Origin of the sequence: Kitasatospora sp. NPDC002227, from assembly GCF_040296285.1 — a bacterium.
Classification (GTDB): Bacteria; Actinomycetota; Actinomycetes; order Streptomycetales; family Streptomycetaceae; genus Kitasatospora.
In genome coordinates, this window is sequence record NZ_JBEOWY010000022.1 from 78,959 (window position 1) to 94,627 (window position 15,669).

The 15,669-nt window shown below is 69.6% G+C and carries 17 protein-coding genes and 1 tRNA gene; 13 read left to right on the forward strand and 5 right to left on the reverse strand.

Going from position 1 to position 15,669, the window contains the following annotated elements:
- Positions 1-36: 36 nt before the first annotated feature.
- The 5 genes from ABT095_RS20770 (at position 37) to ABT095_RS20790 (ending at position 5,214) form a co-directional block, all read left to right on the forward strand.
- On the forward strand, positions 37-1,236 hold the full coding sequence (locus tag ABT095_RS20770) for a DNA polymerase III subunit delta' (RefSeq protein WP_350530919.1): 1,200 nt from the start codon (positions 37-39) through the stop codon (positions 1,234-1,236).
- A 179-nt stretch (positions 1,237-1,415) separates the two neighbouring features.
- Positions 1,416-2,549, forward strand: a complete 1,134-nt coding sequence (locus ABT095_RS20775) for a hypothetical protein (RefSeq protein WP_350530920.1) — start codon at positions 1,416-1,418, stop codon at positions 2,547-2,549.
- A gap of 151 nt (positions 2,550-2,700) precedes the next feature.
- Positions 2,701-4,314, forward strand: a complete 1,614-nt coding sequence (locus tag ABT095_RS20780) for an alpha/beta hydrolase (protein ID WP_350530921.1) — start codon at positions 2,701-2,703, stop codon at positions 4,312-4,314.
- An 86-nt stretch (positions 4,315-4,400) separates the two neighbouring features.
- Positions 4,401-5,054: a leucine efflux protein LeuE gene (leuE, locus tag ABT095_RS20785; protein ID WP_350530922.1), complete on the forward strand. Its 654-nt coding sequence runs from the start codon at positions 4,401-4,403 to the stop codon at positions 5,052-5,054.
- An 86-nt stretch (positions 5,055-5,140) separates the two neighbouring features.
- Positions 5,141-5,214 (forward strand) — tRNA-Thr (locus ABT095_RS20790).
- Positions 5,215-5,390: 176 nt separating this feature from the next.
- Here ABT095_RS20790 and ABT095_RS20795 read toward each other — a convergent pair.
- On the reverse strand, positions 5,391-6,944 hold the full coding sequence (locus ABT095_RS20795; RefSeq protein ID WP_350530923.1) for a site-specific integrase: 1,554 nt from the start codon (positions 6,942-6,944) through the stop codon (positions 5,391-5,393).
- A gap of 195 nt (positions 6,945-7,139) precedes the next feature.
- Here ABT095_RS20795 and ABT095_RS20800 point away from each other — a divergent pair, with 195 nt between their 5' ends.
- The 3 genes from ABT095_RS20800 to uppS all read left to right on the forward strand — a co-directional run bounded on the left by ABT095_RS20800 (position 7,140) and on the right by uppS (position 9,101).
- Entirely contained in the window at positions 7,140-7,343 is a 204-nt protein-coding gene (locus ABT095_RS20800; protein ID WP_350530924.1) for a helix-turn-helix domain-containing protein, read from the forward strand.
- Between the two features lie 94 nt (positions 7,344-7,437).
- Positions 7,438-8,379, forward strand: a complete 942-nt coding sequence (locus ABT095_RS20805) for a recombinase family protein (RefSeq protein WP_350530925.1) — start codon at positions 7,438-7,440, stop codon at positions 8,377-8,379.
- 44 nt (positions 8,380-8,423) lie between these two features.
- Positions 8,424-9,101, forward strand: a complete 678-nt coding sequence (gene uppS, locus ABT095_RS20810) for a polyprenyl diphosphate synthase (RefSeq protein ID WP_350530926.1) — start codon at positions 8,424-8,426, stop codon at positions 9,099-9,101.
- A gap of 580 nt (positions 9,102-9,681) precedes the next feature.
- Here uppS and ABT095_RS20815 read toward each other — a convergent pair.
- Positions 9,682-10,461: a hypothetical protein gene (locus ABT095_RS20815; protein ID WP_350530927.1), complete on the reverse strand. Its 780-nt coding sequence runs from the start codon at positions 10,459-10,461 to the stop codon at positions 9,682-9,684.
- A gap of 17 nt (positions 10,462-10,478) precedes the next feature.
- Positions 10,479-11,015, reverse strand: coding sequence for a hypothetical protein (locus tag ABT095_RS20820; protein WP_350530928.1), 537 nt, complete (start codon positions 11,013-11,015; stop codon positions 10,479-10,481).
- Between the two features lie 235 nt (positions 11,016-11,250).
- Between ABT095_RS20820 and ABT095_RS20825 the strand changes: the two genes are divergently transcribed.
- The 5 genes from ABT095_RS20825 to ABT095_RS20845 all read left to right on the forward strand — a co-directional run bounded on the left by ABT095_RS20825 (position 11,251) and on the right by ABT095_RS20845 (position 14,775).
- The gene (locus ABT095_RS20825) at positions 11,251-11,421 is read left to right on the forward strand and encodes a hypothetical protein (RefSeq protein WP_350530929.1); all 171 of its coding nucleotides are present in this window, start codon (positions 11,251-11,253) and stop codon (positions 11,419-11,421) included.
- 137 nt (positions 11,422-11,558) lie between these two features.
- Positions 11,559-12,947, forward strand: coding sequence for a ParB/RepB/Spo0J family partition protein (locus ABT095_RS20830; RefSeq protein WP_350530930.1), 1,389 nt, complete (start codon positions 11,559-11,561; stop codon positions 12,945-12,947).
- 65 nt (positions 12,948-13,012) lie between these two features.
- Complete coding sequence (locus ABT095_RS20835) at positions 13,013-13,966, forward strand: hypothetical protein (protein ID WP_350530931.1); 954 nt, start codon at positions 13,013-13,015, stop codon at positions 13,964-13,966.
- Between the two features lie 246 nt (positions 13,967-14,212).
- On the forward strand, positions 14,213-14,518 hold the full coding sequence (locus ABT095_RS20840) for a hypothetical protein (RefSeq protein WP_350530932.1): 306 nt from the start codon (positions 14,213-14,215) through the stop codon (positions 14,516-14,518).
- Positions 14,519-14,586: 68 nt separating this feature from the next.
- The gene (locus tag ABT095_RS20845) at positions 14,587-14,775 is read left to right on the forward strand and encodes a hypothetical protein (protein ID WP_350530933.1); all 189 of its coding nucleotides are present in this window, start codon (positions 14,587-14,589) and stop codon (positions 14,773-14,775) included.
- 45 nt (positions 14,776-14,820) lie between these two features.
- Here the strand turns inward: ABT095_RS20845 and ABT095_RS20850 are convergent, their stop codons facing one another.
- Both ABT095_RS20850 and ABT095_RS20855 read right to left on the reverse strand, forming a co-directional pair.
- Positions 14,821-14,979 (reverse strand): hypothetical protein, encoded by a 159-nt coding sequence (locus tag ABT095_RS20850; RefSeq protein ID WP_350530934.1) that lies wholly within the window; start codon positions 14,977-14,979, stop codon positions 14,821-14,823.
- A 459-nt stretch (positions 14,980-15,438) separates the two neighbouring features.
- Positions 15,439-15,612: a hypothetical protein gene (locus ABT095_RS20855; protein WP_350530935.1), complete on the reverse strand. Its 174-nt coding sequence runs from the start codon at positions 15,610-15,612 to the stop codon at positions 15,439-15,441.
- Positions 15,613-15,669 lie beyond the last annotated feature (57 nt).

A 15,669-nucleotide genomic window follows, 5' to 3' on the forward strand; every position in this document is an offset into this window, starting at 1 on the left:
TCGGGCAGGGATGGCGCTGATCGGCGGGAGTGCGGCGTGAGTGTGTGGGACGACCTGGTCGGGCAGGATCGGGTGGTCGAGCAGCTGACGGCGGCTGCCCGGGCCGCGCGCGCCACCGTGACCGGTACGGCGGCCCCCGGTGGCAACGCCTCGCTGATGACGCACGCCTGGCTGTTCACCGGCCCGCCCGGCGCCGGGCAGACCACCGCCGCCCGGGCCTTCGCCGCCGCCCTGCAGTGCACCAGCCCCGATCTCGACCTGGGCGGCGAGCCCGGCTGCGGCTTCTGCGAGGGCTGCCACACGGTGCTCTCCGGCAGCCACGCCGACGTGAAGTACGTCCGCACCGACGGTCTGTCCATCGGCGTCGGCGACATGCGCGACCTGGTGCTGCGCGCCGCCAGCTACCCGACCGGCGGCAAGTGGTCGGTGATCCTGGTCGACGCCGCCCACCGGCTCACCGAGGCGGCGGCCAACGCCCTGCTCAAGGGCGTCGAGGAGCCCTCGCCCCGGACGGTCTGGCTGCTCTGCGCCCCCTCGGTGCAGGACGTGCTGCCCACCATCCGCTCGCGCTGCCGGCTGCTGGTGCTGCGCACCCCCGCCGCCGAGGCCGTCGCCGACATGCTGGTCCGCCGCGACGGCGTCGAGCCCGGCACGGCCCGGCTGGCCGCCCTCGCCGGGCAGGGCGACGTCGAGCGCTCGCGCCGCCTGGCGGTGGACGAGCAGGCCCGCACCAGGCGCCTCGACGTGCTGCGCATCCCCCTCGAGGTGGCCGACATCGGTGGCTGCCTGAGCGCCGCCCAGCGCCTGGTCGACACCGCCAAGGCCGACGCCGAGGCGCTGGCCGAGACCAGGGACGCCAAGGAGACCGAGGACCTGCGGGCCGCGTACGGCGCGGTCGAGGGCAGCCGGGCCCCGCGCGGTCTGGCCGGGGCGGCCAAGGAGCTGGAGAAGCGCCAGAAGAGCCGCGCCACCCGCACCCGGCGCGAGACCCTCGGCGTCGCCCTGCTCGACCTGCTGAGCTTCTACCGCGACGTCCTGGCCCTCCAGCTCGGCTCCGCCGGGGCCCTGGCCAACGAGGACCAGCGCTCCGCCCTCGACCGGATCGCCGGCTCCGGGCAGCCGGAGAACACGCTGCGCCGGATCGAGGCCGTGCTGGCCTGCCGCCGGGCACTCGACCGCAACGTCGACCCGCTGCTCGCGGTGGAGGCGATGACGGTCGCCCTCCGGGCGGGCTGAGCGGCCCCTCCGGGTGCCGCCCGGTTGACCACTCGTTCGAGTGAATGTGCCGGGGTGCTCCGGGAGCCCGCGCGGTGTCACGGCGCGCGTCCAGCACCCTGTGGACCGAGTACGCCATGGCCCGGGCGCACCTGGCGTCGGGGTCGACCGGTGCCGGTTCTCCCGAGGTGGTGCGTCCCATGCCCCGTCCGCTCCTCGTCGTGCCCCTGCTGCTGTCCGTGACCGCCGGGCTCTGGCTGGCCCGGTCCGTGCTGCGCCGCTGGCGTGACCTCAAGGCGGCGCAGACGTACGAGCTGGCGGCGGAGCAGCGGCCGCTGCTGGTGCGGGCCGGGGGAGTGGTGGTCTGCGGGATGGGTGTCGCCGCGTTGACGGTCGCGCTGGTGGTGGACGGGCGGGGTGTGCTGGGGGCCGGCGGCGCGGCGGGGGAGGTACGGGCCGCCGCCGCGGCAGCCTCCGCTCCGGCGGTGGACGCGGTGGCGCCGTCCTCCGCACCGTCCTCCGCACCGTCCTCCACGCCGTCCTCCGCAACGGCTTCCGCGCCTTCGGCGGTCAAGGTGGAGTTCCGGGTGCTCGGGCACCCGGCGGGCGGGGACCTGATGGAGGGATCCGTGGCCGGGCCGGACGGACGGCCGCGGGCCGTGCGGGTCTGGCTGCCCGCGCAGTACAAGGACGATCCGAACGCACGCTTCCCGGTGATCGTGCTGCACGCCGGGGGAGCCCGGACCACCGCCGACGTCGAGCTGCCGGACGTCTTCGACGGAGTCGCCTCCGCCGTGAAGCTCGGCCGGGCCCGGCCGTTCGTGGTGGTGGCGCCCGAGTCGCCGACCGGTACCGCGCACCCGTGCGAGCTGGTCGCCGCCGCGCCGCAGGCGGTGGCCGACGACGCGGCCCTGCGGACGGCGGTCGGCACCGCCTTCCGCACCCTGCCTGCCGGGCCCGGCGGCTGGGGTGTGCTCGGCGTCGAGGCCGGCGCCCCCTGCGCGGCGGCCGCCGGCCTGGCCCGCCCCGACCTCTACGGCGCCGCCGCCGCGGTCTCCGGCCGCTACGACGACCCGGCCCTGGCCCAGACCGGCGCCGCGGCCCCCGGCACCACCCCGGCCCGCCTGCTGCTCGCCGCCGCCAAACGCGACCGCGACGGCCAGGACGCCGCCCACCGTCTCCAGACCGCCCTCAAGACCGGCCAGGGCCGCGCAGCCCAGGCCCAGGTCCGCCTCTCCGAGGTGGTCGAGGACTACACCCCGGAACGCGAACGCCTCCGCCTCGTCCGCATCGCCGTCCAGTACCTGGCCGAGACCCTGGCCCACCCGTCCTGAGGCCCAGCACCCCCAGGGACAGCGGGGTTGCCCCTGCTGCGTGTGGTGCTGCCGCTGGATGGTGCAACCGGGCCTGTCCTCCGGCTCCGGCCGGCCCGGCGGGGGATACGCTCAGGCCCGTTCCCGTACCGCCCTTGAGGAGAGAACCGCCATGCGCGCTGCCCGGCCGAGCAGGACCAGCCCGTACGGCCTGCGGCTGCCCGCCGCGCTGGCGCTGGCCGGCCTGCTGGCGGCCGGCTGCTCCTCCGCCGGCGAGGGCGGAGCGGGGACGGGCGCCACCGCACCGTCCTCCTCCAAGTCCTCCGCCGACGGCCTCGTCCCCGGCGTCGCCCCGCTGGAGCCGCTGCCGGCCCAGCCGGCCGCCGCGCTCGCGCCGTACTACGCGCAGAAGCTCAGCTGGCACGCGTGCGACGACGGCTTCGAGTGCACCACCTTCAACGTCCCGCTCGACTACGACCACCCGGGCGCCGGCGCCGACCTGGTGCTCTCGGCCGTCCGTTCGCCCACCTCCGGCACGGCCAAGCGGACGGGTTCGCTGGTGCTGAACCCGGGCGGCCCCGGCGGCTCGGCCGTCGACTACGTCGAGTCGGTCGCCAAGGGCTACGACTCGGGCGTGCGCGCCTCGTACGACCTGGTCGGCGTCGACCCCCGCGGGGTCGGCCGCAGCAGCCCGGTGACCTGCCTGAGCGGGGACCGGATGGACGCCTACACCGCCGTCGACATCACCCCCGACGACCAGGCCGAGACGGACAAGCTGGTCGCTGCCGACAAGGAGTTCGCGGCGGCCTGCCAGCAGAAGTCCGGCGCCTTCCTGGGCCATGTGAGCACCGTCGAGTCGGCCCGCGACCTCGACGTGCTGCGGGCGCTGCTCGGCGACGACAAGCTGCACTACCTCGGCAAGTCCTACGGCACCTTCCTCGGCGCCACCTACGCCGGGCTCTTCCCCAGCCGGGTCGGCCGGATGGTGCTGGACGGCGCGATGGACCCGTCCCTGGACTCGGTCACCGGCAACAAGGTCCAGGCCGGCGGCTTCGAGACCGCCTGGGCGGCCTTCGCAAAGGACTGCGTCACCCACGACGACTGCCCCCTCGGCACCAGCGTGCAGCAGGCCGGCCAGCAGCTGGACGCGCTGTTCCAGCAGATCGACGCCCACCCGCTGAAGACGGACGGCAGCCGGGTACTGACCGAGTCGCAGGCCACAACCGGCGTGATCCAGGCGATGTACGCCGAGTTCCTCTGGCCGCAGCTGCGCACCTCGCTGGCCTCGGCCAAGAGCGGCGACGGCAGCGGGCTTCTCCGGCTCTCCGACGACTACTACGAGCGCTCGCCGGACGGCAGCTACCCGAACCTGATGTTCGCCAACATGGCCGTCAACTGCCTCGACCTGCCGGCGCCCTTCGCCGGGCCGGACGACGTGCGGAAGGCACTGCCCGCGTTCCAGACCACCTCGCCCCACTTCGGCCGCGACATGGCCTGGATGGCCCTGGCCTGCGCGTACTGGCCGGTCAAGCCGACCGGTGCCCCGCACACCGTCCGCGCGGCGGGCTCCGCCCCGATCGTGGTGGTCGGCACCACCCGGGACCCAGCCACCCCCTACGCCTGGGCCCAGTCGCTGGCCACCCAGCTCGAGTCCGGCCGGCTGCTGACCTACGACGGCGACGGTCACACCGCCTACGGGCGGCGCAACGCCTGCGTGGACGGGGCCGTCAACCGCTACCTGCTGGGCGGCGACGCCCCGGCAGCGGGGACGCGTTGCGCCAAGTAGCGGGTTGATTGCCGTTTCAACTGCCTGCGGCTCCGCGGTTACGATGATTCGCCCATCCGGCTGACATCGTGCTGAGGAGCCGCACCGTGTTCGGAGTCAACAACCTGGCGACCTACGTCCTCGGCGCCCTGGTCATCGTCCTGCTGCCCGGCCCCAACTCGCTGTACGTGCTCTCGGTGGCCGCCCGGCGCGGTGCCCGCACGGCCTTCCGGGCCGCCGCCGGGGTCTTCGTCGGCGACTTCACCCTCATCTCGCTGACCGCGCTCGGCGCCACCTCCCTGCTCAAGGCCAACCCGGCGGTGTTCGCGGTGGTGAAGTTCGGTGGCGCGGCCTACCTGCTCTGGATCGGCTTCGGCATGCTGCGGGCCGCCCGCCAGCTCTGGCGCGAGCGCCGCGCCGCGGCCTCCGCCGCTCCCGAAGCCCCCGTGGTTGCCGCCACCGAGCGGCCGTTCCGCCGCGCCCTGACGATCAGCCTGCTCAACCCCAAGGCGATCCTCTTCCTGCTCTCCTTCTTCACCCAGTTCGTCGACCCGAACTACGGAACCCCCGCCCTCTCCTTCGCCGTCCTCGGCGGCATCCTCCAGGCGTTCAGCGTCCTCTACCTCACCACCCTGATCTTCACCGGTACCGCCCTCTCCGCCGCCTTCAGCCGCCGCAAGCGCCTCTCCGCCGGCCTGACCAGCGCCGTCGCCATGCTCTTCGCCGGCTTCGCCGTGAAGCTCGCCGCGTCCTCCGCCTGAAACCCGGTGCGGATCACCCCGCGAAGCCGTGTAGACTGGCCCGCGTTGCCAGCGAGGTTCCCCAGCGGAGCGTCGCGGCAGCGGCTGCCGCTTTAGCTCAGTTGGCCAGAGCAACGCACTCGTAATGCGTAGGTCTCGGGTTCGAATCCCGAAAGCGGCTCGCAAAAAGGCCAGGTCACATAGCCCGTGACCTGGCCTTTTGCGTGCACGCAGACAAACGACAGGTATAGACCTGTCGCCTCAAATGGCCTCGCGTGAGCCCTCTGGGAACGCTCTGGGAACGCTCTGGGGACGAGTCGGGGCCCATCTCCCCGGACGTCACCGCGTTACAGCAGGTCAGACGCCTGCCAGGACCTTGGCTGCCTTCTTCGCCTTTTTGGCCTTCTTCTGCCGGACCAAAGTCAAGGCGGCGCCCACCAGGTCGACCGAAGCCTCGGCGGCCCGCTCCTCGGCCTCCGGCATGATCGAGGTGTACATGTCCTTCGTTGTCCGCTCGGAGGCGTGGCGCAGCATCTTCTGGATGACCTTGGATGGCACCCCTGCTTCGTGCGCCTGCGAGGCGGCCCCATGCCGGCCGTCATGGAGTCGTACCGGAGGGAGGCCGGACAGGACGACCAGCCTATCCCAGCGGTCGGTGAAGAACTGGGGGTGGTAGGCGCTCCCGTCCTCCTTCGTGAAGACGAGGTTCTCCTTGTCCGCCCAGACCCCGCCAGCCTCTTCCAGGTCAGCCCGCTCGGCCCGCTGGAGCTTGCGCCACTGCTTGAGCAACTGGATCGAGTTGCGGTCGAGTTTGACGTCGCCTTCCGAGTCCGCCTTCGGCGTGTCCTCGAAGACCTTGTAGTTCACCGTGACGAACTGGTCCTGGACGTGCAGGACCCCGGCCTTGAAGTCGATGTCGTCCCACCGGATGGCTGCGGCTTCACCGCGGCGCAGGCCACGGAAGATGATGACGTGCCAGAGCGGGAAGTGCCGGTCGTCGACGATGAAGTCGAGAAACTGCGCGGTCTGCATCGTCGTCCAGACCATCACGGGGCTGGGCTTGCGGCCGGTCCGCTTCCAGAAGGCGATCCTCGGCGGGGTCCAGACCAGTGCCTTCACCTTGACCGGCTTGGGCCACGTGGCCAGGGAGGCGTAGTTCTTCACGATCAGGTCCTGCTTGATCGCGTCGTTCAAGGCGGCCCGCAGCGTCGCTTTGAGGCTCTGCAGGGTGTTTGGGCCGGTGACCCGCTGAACCTCTCGCCGCTGCGCCTCGTAGACCTCCCGGGCGGCCGTCCACAGGGCCCGCTTCTCCGCCTTCTCCGCCTTCGCGGCTGCGCGCCAAGCGGCGTTGGCGGCTACGCTGGCGGCCTTCAGCTCCTCGACGCGCTCGCGGTGCTTGATCCGGCGCTGGTTGTCGTCGGCGAACCAGTTGATCATCTCCTGCACGTGCGGGGTGCGGAGCCTGTTCAGGCGGACGGCCCCGAGATGCGGGACGAGGTAGAGGTCGATGTCCCGTCCGTACTCGTGCGCCGTGGTGCGGGAGAGTTCGACTGTCTTCGCCTTGTGCCAGCGCCGGAGGAACTGCTCGACGGTCTCCTGGGAGACCACGTTGACGCCCTTCTGGGCGAGGTCCCACGCCTCCTTCGCGGCTTCGGCTGCCTTCTCCTGGGTGTCGTAGTTGCCCCGCTTGGCCCGAGGCCGGCGCTTGCCGTCCGCGCCTTGCTCGACCTCGAAGCTGTAGTGCCAGGTGCCGTGACCGGCCTTCCTCAGCTCTGGGCAGGTCTTCTCCAGGTACCGCAGCTTCGGCTTCCCGGCTGCGGTGAGGACCGGACTCCCGTCGTCCCGCAGAACCGGCTCGGTGCATCCGCACCGCTTGTAGGTCATGTCCTTGAACATCTTGGCGATGCCCACACGCCCCCCTGGCGTCTAGTGGTAACTGAGAGTAAGTGCGTATGAAATTTTCATACGCACTTACTGGTTTGGGATCGTTCCATCTTGCCCTACTCGGGTGACGGTGCCGTATGCTGCGAAGCAGTTGTGCGCGGGGGAGAAACGCGGCAGCTGATGACAACTGCAACACCCGCAAGCTCGACCGGGTCAAAGGTTATGACTCTGCGTGAGCTGCTTGACCTGCCAGCGATCGTCAGCGTGGAGACGGCTGCTCGGGCGTTCGGAATCGGCCGCAACAAGGCCATGGATCTGATCCGCTCGGGCGACTTTCCAGCGAAGACGCTTCAGCTCGGCGGGACAATGAAGGTCTCCACTGCCTCCCTACGGGAGGTGCTGGGACTGCCAACGGTGCTCCCGTAGAGGGCGCTTGGCCGATCCCAAAGTGGTGGCAACTTAGCCCAAAGTTGCCACCGCGCGGGTCGGGGCACTGCGACAACAAGCTAGGTAGGACGGCATGCCGAGGCAATACGGCTTCGACGACACTGACGGCACGCGACTGCGCGAAGCTGAGGTGCAGCCCATTCGCGATGCCGCGTCTCGTCGCGCGTCCGGCTCGAGCAAGGCCGACATCGGTCGGTGGATGAACGCTCAGGGCCACAGGGGCGCACGCGGCGCCGAGTGGAACTCCATGACCGTGGGCCGCCTGCTGGGCAACCCCATGATCGCTGGCCTGGCGGAGGACGCCAACGGCGAGTTGGTTGAGACCGGCAAGCCGGCGATCATCACCCGTGAGGAATTCATACAGCTCCGAGAGCTCGACCAGGAGCAGGCGTCCGTGCCTAAGCAAGACGCCTACGACTACGTCTTCACCGGCGGGCTCGGGGTCTGCGGTCTATGCCAGCAGCCGCTGGCGGGAGCTCGCTCCAACTCCGACGCTCCCGGGTACAAGTCCGCGTGCGGCCACGTCCGGATCGACGCCGAACTGCTGGAGAGCTACGTCGGTGAGTACCTGCTCGCCAAACTTCTCCGGCCCGAGACCCAGACTGCCCTGGAGGCCGCCCGGCGCACTCTGACCGCCGAGGCCGAAGCAGCCAGGGCACGCATCGATGAGCTGAAGACGGCTGCCAAGGACCTGGCCCGCGACTACGTCGACGCGAAGGTAAGCCGAACGACCCTCCACGAGGTCGAGCGGCAGGCCAAGGCGGATAGCAAGCAGCTCCGGGCTCGGATCCGTTTCCTCGAACAGGCCGTTGCGGCACCACACCTTGACGATGTGGACAAGGCAATCGCGTGGTGGGAGCACGCCCCGGCCAAGGCCAAGCGCGGCATCGCCATCCTGCTCCTCACCAAGGTCGAGGTCTTCCAGGCCTCCGCGAAGGGCATCAGAACTGTCGAGCCTGGCCGTGTGGTCCTGGGCTGGCGCAACGCGGAGAAGTCGTCATCAACAACCAGCTGAGCCCCGCACCACCGACCAAAAGCACGCAGCTCAGACACCTTGGGGTGATCGTCGACGGCAGTCGACGATGGGCCAAGGCCCGCGGTCTGTCCACCGTCGAAGGCCACCGGGCAGGAGCAGCGAAGGTCCGGGAGGTGGTGACCTGGTGTGAGGAGAGCGGCATTCAGGTCGTCACTTTCTGGCTGTTGTCGGTGGCGAACCTGCAACGGCCGGCCGCTGAACTCAGGCCGCTCATCGGCATCATCGAGGACCTGGTCCTCGACCTGCGGGACGCTGACTGTTGGGACGTCCGCCCGATCGGTGACTTCAGTCTTCTGCCGGAGCGTACGGCTTGCACCATGGAACGGATCGCGGCACTCGAACCTGCTCACCCGGAGGCGATGCAGGTCAACATCGCTGTGGCGTACGGAGGCCGGGAAGAGCTGGTCGGCGCGTTCCGCCGCGCTGTCGCGGAGCTCGCCGCTCGCGGGTACAACGCCGAGCAGATTGCAGACGCAGTTCAAGAGCGGGACATAGCGCGGCACCTGTACACCAGCGGCCAGCCCGACCCCGACCTCGTGATCCGCACATCCGGGGAGCAGCGCCTCAGCGGCTTCATGCCTTGGCAGGGATTCCAGAGTGAGCTGCACTTCTCCCCAGCCTTGTGGCCGGACCTGACGCGGCAGGACTTCCTGGCCGCTCTCGAGTCCTACCAGCGCCGCTCGCGCACTCGGGGCGTGTGAGTGGTTAAGGCGCGGTCGGTGAAGCCGACGTGGTTCAAGGTCGCTGTGCAGCCTCAATGCTTCAGGAGCCAGTTGAGAGTGCGGACTCGCCTGTGGAACTGGGTGTTCCGGGAGCTGGCGGGGTAGCCGTACCTTGTCGGCCGGAATGACTGGGGGAAGTATGTTTCAGCGGGCCCCGTTGACGAAGGACGGTCACCGAGTGCGCATCGGTGACCAGGTATGGACACCGAACCACGTGCCGTGGACTATCCGGCGACTCGGACCGTTGCCAGGTGCCCTCTGGACTTGGGCCACCCTCGAGTTCCCCACGATGTACGAACGCCCGCCTGGAATCGACAGTCAGATGGTCTTCCCGGTACCGGACTTCCCGGACTTCATCTCCAAGTTCCATCCAACGGACTATCCCGCTTACCCGAGCAAGAGCCTCAGCCCCTGCGAGGTTACGGGGTGCGCGAGGCGACCGTGGGGCGTGCGCCAAGGGTGACCGTACGGTGAAAGCCAGGCGCCAGGGTGGAGCAGACGGGCGCCTGGCTGGCCCTCTTCCGCCGGTCCACCCATGCGCGCTGCTACAGCGGCACGTCTACGGCGTTGCGCTATGAGGCGACGCCTGCTGGCGTGGTCCGGTGGCCGAGACTGACAGACCGATGATCAGCAGGGCGATAGAGATGCCCACGAGGGAGGGGGAGAGCTTCTCCTCCAGTGCAAGCGACCACGGGTTGCCCGCCGAGTACGTGATCAAGTAGCTGCCCTTGCTGGCGGCGTAGGCCAGACCGAACACGGCTGCGACGGCGGCGATGCGCTGGCCGGTCGCTTGCCTGATGCGACCGGCCCGGCGGTTGATCGCAGCCGCCTTCGTACAGAGGAAGGTCAGTTCGGCGCAGGTTACGGCGATGTAGGCCAGGTACACCAGCAGGTAGGAGTGCACGGTGTGGTTGCCGGCGAACTCGGTTGTGAACTGGATGTTCTTGGCGTCGTCGGACGCGGCGATGAACATGGGGATGAGCGCGGCAACGACGCCGAATGCGACGAAGACGCGGTACCAGGCATGGGTCGGCACGGCCCAGTGCTCATACGCCCAGTCCACCAGCATGATCTGGATGCTGCAGCTCCACGCGACGGCGCACAGGTGCGCGCCGAGCTTGGCGACGTTCGGGATGCCGGTGAAGGACTCAACAGAACTTGCCAGGGCGGGGATCGCCAACGCAACGCCAAGGGTCACCACGGCGAATGCCGATGTTCTGGCCCAACGTGAGAGGCCGTAGTCCTCCTCGTGCCGCCGCTGCCAGGCCACCCGCAGGGTCGCTGCGGTCCCTCCAAGCCCGACAAGCGTGCACAGCCCGAAGATCAGGGCGTCCAGCATGCTGTTGTCTAACCTCCCTAGTAGTCGGCGGCCCTGGCCGCCATCTCGGCGTCGCTGCGCCGACCTCCCCTTCGCCGGCCGGGCCTTGTGGGCTCAGGCGCCAGCGGTGGCACATCCGGCACCTCAGGCGCCGGCGCGGTGCCGGGTGCGTGCCGTTCGCGAATCTCACGAGCAGCGGCAAGCAGTTCGTCTAGCGCCCCCGAGTCGAGGTCCGCGACCAGCCGCAGCGCCTCACGAGCACGCTCTTCGTGCTCGTAGACGGTGAGAGACGCAAGGTCGTTCCATCCGGGTAGCAGGTATGCGGACGGAGCTTCGAACGCCTGCGCTACTGCCTGGATGGTAGTACAGGGAGGATTCGACTTCGTGCCGTTAAGTAGATCGTTGATCACTGTGTGCGTGACCGCTGGCTTGCCACCATCCTCGCGGGCCGTTCGGGCGGCAAGCTCGCGCACCGATGGCACGCGGCCGCTCCTCGCGGCGAGGCGGCGCAGTAGTAAGTCGAGCTTGGCGGCCAGGGAACGCGGTGCCTCTGGCGGCGGCTGGGATGCGTGCATCAGTGGATCCTGCACCCTGAGTCCGTTGTCATGGCGCAGACCTCCTCCGATGCCATCAGGGCTGATTGTTCATGATCGTTGACAATGTGTCGCGACACGATGCAAGCTACCGGAAGGTCGCCGATCATGAGCGGCTCGGGGGTGCCCTGCCGAGGCTGTTGGACCGGCCATCTTTTCGCGCGTGCATCCTCCGCACGCGATGCGCGGTCGGGATGGCCGCGAGGGGGAAGTCCTGATGATCGACCGGGCCATGGTGCTGGCACGGCTCCAGGAGACCGAACTGGCGGACCGCCAGGGCATAGGCGTGGGCGAAGCGATCGGTCTCCTGTGTGACATCGCGATCGTGGACCGGGCGGCCATCGAGGCGCAGGCCCAGTTGGGCGACGGCTCCGCGCATCTCGGCTGACATGCCACCAGGTGGGTCACATGCCGCCTGCCCTGCAAAACTCCAAATTCGAGCTTGCCCCCTCCCCCTTATGCGTATAAAATTAAGTCATAAGGACGGGGGGAAGTCCCCGGAAACCTCTTGGAGTGGAGTCCGAAATGACCGTCAAGACCGAGCCCGGCAAGGCCACCAACACCCGCAAGGCCGCCGTCCCCCGGAAGGCGCCCACCCGCAAGAGCGCCCCCGCGGTCAAGGCGACCGCCTCCGTCGAGGCGTCGACGCAGGAGCAGCCGACCGCCGCCGCGATCGAGGCAGTGGAGACCGACCAGCAGGTGGAGGCGGCAGCCGAGTCGCCGGCCCCGGCCGAGCCGACCGCCGCCGAGACCAACGGCCTGGAGTCGCTCGAGGTCGAGATGGCCAAGGGCAAGGCCGTCGTCGCACTCCCGCTCGGCGAGGTGCACCGCAACGAGGACCAGCCGCGCGAGTACTTCGACTCCGCCGCCCTGATGGAGCTCGCCGCCTCCATGGCCGAGCGCACCCAGCTCCAGCCGATCATCGTCCGCAAGGACGAGGAGCGTGGTGGCTACGAGATCGTCATGGGTGAGCGCCGCTGGCGGGCCGCCCACCTGAACGAGGCGGAGACCATCGACGCCGTCATCATCGACGGCCCGTACACGCTGCGCAGCTTCAAGGACGCCGTCGCCGAGAACCTCAACCGCGAGGACATGACCCCGATCGAGGAGGCCCGCGCCTTCAAGAGGATCCTCAATGAGGAGGAGGGCGCCACCCCCGAGTCGGTCGCCGCCGACTTCGGGAAGACCACGCAGTTCGTCAACCTCCGTCTGAAGCTCCTCGACCTGATCCCCGCGATCGCCGAGCACGTCAACAAGGGGGCGATCGGCACCCAGGCCGCCGTGCAGATCTCGCAGCTCACCCCGGCGAACCAGAAGGCCGTGCTCGCCAAGTGGGCGCGCGGCGAGTTCGCCAGCGAGAACGAACTGGTCCACTTCGTCTTCCAGGTGAAGCAGCAGCAGAACCAGCCCCTGCTGCTGGCGCTGGAGGATATGACGGAGGAGCAGCGCGTCGAGCGCCTCGCCAACCGGAAGGCGACCCGGACCCAGCTTGACCAGATCGAGCGGATGATCGCGAAGCTCGACGCCATCGCCACCAAGCCGCTTCCGGAGCTCGTGGACGCCTTGGAGGGCGAGTTCACCGCACGCCTGGACCAGTTGGGCCGGGTCAGCCAGGCGGTCAGCAAGGCGATGTTCCAGCTGCGGCAGAGCAAGGCGGCCGCCGAGGCCCACGCCATCGTCGTGAACCCCGAGGCGCTCCCGCCCACCCAGCCGGGCACCCCGGAGTCGAAGGGCGACAGCCCGGCCGAGCAGGACACCGCCGAAACTGACTCGCCGGAGCCGACTGCGCCGACCGCCGGGCAGACCGACAGCACGCCCGAGGAGCACCCGGCCGAGCCCGCCAGCGCCGAGCCCGCCCAGCAGACCCCCGACGCCGAATCGGCCGAGGCCGAGGCGGCCACCCAGTCCGCCTGACCCATCATCCGCCGGAGGGGCGGCCAACACCGGCCGCCCCTCCGTGTTCATGGAGGAGAACAGCAGTGAAGATCGACAACGAGATCCGCGAAGTCCTGGAGCAGGCCGAGAGCCACGGCACCGAGCTGCGCCTGCCCACCCAGCTCGGCCGCACCCTCTACGTCCGCATCGACCAGCTGCTCGCCACAGCCGGCGGGCACTGGCAGCGGACCCGCAAGGCGCACGTCTTCCCCGGCGACGCAGCGCAGGCTGTCGCGGCCCTCCTCGCCGCGGGGCAGGTGCAGACGGCCAAGGAGCGCACCGTCGAGCGGCAGTTCTACCCCACGCCCCGGCCCGTCGCAGAGCGGCTCGCCGACCTCGCCGAGATCGACACCGACCAGCTGGTCCTGGAGCCTTCCGCCGGCGAGGGGGCACTGGCCCGCCTTCTCGCCGACCGTGGCGCCGTCGTGGACTGCATCGAGCTGGACCCCACCAGTGCCGCCGCAATCCGCGACGCCGGCTACGCCCGCGAGGTCATCACGGGCGACTTCCTCAAGCGGCCCCGCCGCCCCGACTACCACGCAGTCGTCATGAACCCGCCCTTCTCCGGGCGTCAGGACCTGCGGCACGTCAGCCACGCCGAAGGGTTCGTCCGCCCGGGCGGCAAGCTGGTAGCGATCATGTCCGCCGGGGTCACCTTCAGGAACGACCGGGCCACCGCCCAGTTCCGCCAGCACGTGAAGGACGCCGGTGGGACCATCGAGCCCCTGCCCGACGATGCCTTCCACCCCATCGGCATCACGGTGCGCACGGTGGTGCTCGTCCTGCCCATCACCGGACAGCTGACCGCACCGCCACCCCCCGCGGCGGCCCCGAAGCTCACCTGGGCGCAGATGACGGGCGCTGACTTCGGGCGCACTCAACCCGCGTTCCAAGAAAGCCTGTTCATCCCCGACAGTAAGGCCGACCCGCTTGGCACGGAGCCGTTCGACGGGTTCGGCTTCGGAGGCTCTCTGCATCACGCACTCCAGAAAAAGTAGGCGACAACTTAAGTAAGTGATACGGTCAGCTTGTTGCTCAGGGCAGCCGCCCCATCCGGCGGCCCTGAGCAACAGCGCCGTGGAAGCGGCGCCCTCACAACCGCGCCTGGCGGGCGGCAACCCCCCCGCGCCCCACCCGCCAGGCGCCGGCCCCCCAAGGGGTCACGCAGGGCGCCGCACCACCCACGACCCGGACCCGCCCCAACCACTCCTGGGGCGGGTCCTCGCGCACCACAAGGAGCCCACATGCCAGCCACCTACAACAGCGACGACGCAGTGGAACCCGACCTCTACGTCCAGCTCATGAACGAGCGGTACGGCTCACTGCGCGCAGTGCTCGCCGAACGCAACCGCCCTACCCCGCCCCGCCCCAGCCGGAAGGCCCAGCCAGCGATCACGCCGGACCCCCACGCCGCCGAACACCGAGCCACCCTCCTCGCCGCCCTCAACGACCAGACCGAACGCACACCACCCGTCCCCGGCGCGATCTGGTGCAAGTCATGCGACTCCTGGTGCCTCCCGAACGGCCTCTGCAGGTGCAACAACAGGTGAGCGCCGACCAAGGCCCTGTTCTCCCGGCGGATACCGTCTCGTACAGTCCCCGGAGATGGGAGTCCTCCGTGCAGCGCGCAACCGCCAGCACCATCACGGACATTCAGCTCGATGACCTCTACGAGCGCCTGGCCACCGCCGCCGAACTCGCCCGGACCAGCGGCCGGTCACTGCGCGAGCAGCTGGAGACAATCCACCGCCTCTGCGCCGGAGAGATCACACCAGGACAGGCCCGGATCGAGATCCGAGGCGAATGACCACTGGCGAGGGGCGCCCGGCCGCTGACCGCCGGGTGCCCCTCATCATTCGACTGACGCGCCTCGCCCGCTGACCTCGGCGTTGCCCCGCCTCTTCAGTTCATCCATCACCGCCCGCATCGAGCGGATGCTGACGATCACCTTGGCGCTCAGCAACGGGACCTTGTCCACGCTCGCGATGACGACCGCGAGCCAGCCAGCCACTCCCACAACTCCCCACTTTCCGGCGGAGGCTGGGATGAAGCTGCGCTCAGGCAGGCTCGACCCGGCCCACCGCCAACGCGGTCGGACGAATCGAGACGCTGCCGGCGCAGTTCTCGGTCTAGCTGCGGCGGGGATCGCGCGATACCCGCCGCTCATGCTCGGCGCGGACCACCCCGCGGCCGATTGCCCACTGATGGGGGCTGCTCACCTCGACGTAACTGCGAGGGTGGCTCTGCGTCCTAAGTCCCGCACGCCGGTGCGAAACAGTCCTTCCAGAGCCGTCGAGCACCACGCCTCTGGCGAGAGGCGTGGAGTGGGCGCGGTTTGTTCAACCAGGCCGCCACGCAACCGAGTTTGGCGATCCCGAGGACCGTCAGTCAAATCAGCAGCTCAGGACGGTAGTGCCTTGCGCAGTCTTTCGGCAGGCAATTCGCTGTTGGGCAATTGTGGAATTGCTCATCACGGGAGATCGTGCCGTTGGCCACGCCACGCCTCCCGAACCTCCCGAATCGCCACGATGGCAGCGATGGCCTTGGGCTTCAGTGTCACGACGTGATCGAGCAGCGCACTGACGGTGGCAACCAGCACCGCTAGCAGCCCAACAGCGGCTGCGCCCCATCCCGCGAAGTTCATCCTGGTCCTCCAGCTGAGGAAGGTAGGCCAGGCATGCGTTCAGGCAGGCTCGGCCCG